The organism is Blautia sp. CAG:257, assembly GCF_000433815.1.
GTDB lineage: Bacteria > Bacillota > Clostridia > Lachnospirales > Lachnospiraceae > Blautia_A > Blautia_A caecimuris.
The window spans coordinates 306-712 of sequence record NZ_HF999107.1 but is presented as its reverse complement, the minus strand read 5'-3'; the positions used below and the strand labels follow the sequence as shown (position 1 = coordinate 712).

Sequence of the window (407 nt, the reverse complement as noted above, 5' to 3'; positions counted from 1 at the left end):
CATATGAATTAAAAAAGCTGAAGGAATATGACGCCAGGAACCGGACAGAGCTGTACAAAACACTGATGACTTATATTTTAAATGAAAGAAATACCGTAGCTACTGCTTCGGATCTTTATGTGGGAAGAAGTACTTTGTTTTACAGGCTGCGCAAAATAAAGGAGATCACAGGGCTTGATAATGAACACCTTGCCAGGCCCATAAAAAATCTATATTTAAGACTCTCGATTTTTCTTATGGAGAGAGGATAACAGGCAGAAGGGAGATGGCTTTTATGCTGACACCAAAACAAAATTTGCTGGAAACACTGAAAAAAGACGGAAAACCGGAATGTCTCTGTAATTCCTTTACCATGTTCCGGGGAATCCCCGGAGATCCCTGCTTTAAGCTGATACGCGGAAACCGTA

Annotated in this window: 1 protein-coding gene; it reads left to right on the top strand. The window is 40.8% G+C overall.

The window, feature by feature from the left end:
* Positions 1-251: helix-turn-helix domain-containing protein (locus tag QVP40_RS11865; protein WP_288200544.1), on the top strand; the 251-nt coding region annotated here is incomplete at its 5' end.
* Between the last annotated feature and the right edge of the window lie 156 nt (positions 252-407).